General features: G+C 74.3%; 1 protein-coding gene. It reads left to right on the top strand.

Annotated features, from left to right (window positions below; translation table 11 throughout):
* Positions 1-34: 34 nt before the first annotated feature.
* The coding region (locus tag PUR61_RS01715; protein ID WP_329874871.1) for an AMP-binding protein at positions 35-405 on the top strand (371 nt) is incomplete at its 3' end.

Raw genomic sequence — 405 nt, 5'->3', positions numbered from 1 at the left:
GGGTCGTTGGGTGGGGTTGGCGTTGCCGCGGTCGGTGGACCTGGTGGTGGCGATGGTGGCGGTGTTGCGGTCGGGGGCGGGGTATCTGCCGCTGGATCCGGGTTTCCCGGCGGAGCGGCTGGCGTTCATGGTGGAGGACGCCGGCCCGGTCTGCACGGTCGCGGTGGGGGAGACTGCCCGGGCGGTGCCGGGAGGGGTGCCGGTGCTGCTGCTCGACGACCCGGAGGTCGCGGCCGGGATCGCCGCGGCGCAGCCGGCCCCGTCCGTGCCGGTGGATCCGGAGGGGGCGGCGTATGTGATCCATACGTCGGGTTCGACGGGGCGTCCGAAGGGTGTGGTGGTGTCGCACGGGGCGTTCGCGGGTTTCCTGGCGGCGATGGACGGTCGGTTGGGTCTGGGGCCGGG

Origin of the sequence: Streptomyces sp. BE20, assembly GCF_036322525.1 — a bacterium.
Taxonomy (GTDB): Bacteria; Actinomycetota; Actinomycetes; order Streptomycetales; family Streptomycetaceae; genus Kitasatospora.
Note: the sequence above shows the minus strand (reverse complement) of the source record. Positions and strands in the feature narration are given on the sequence as shown.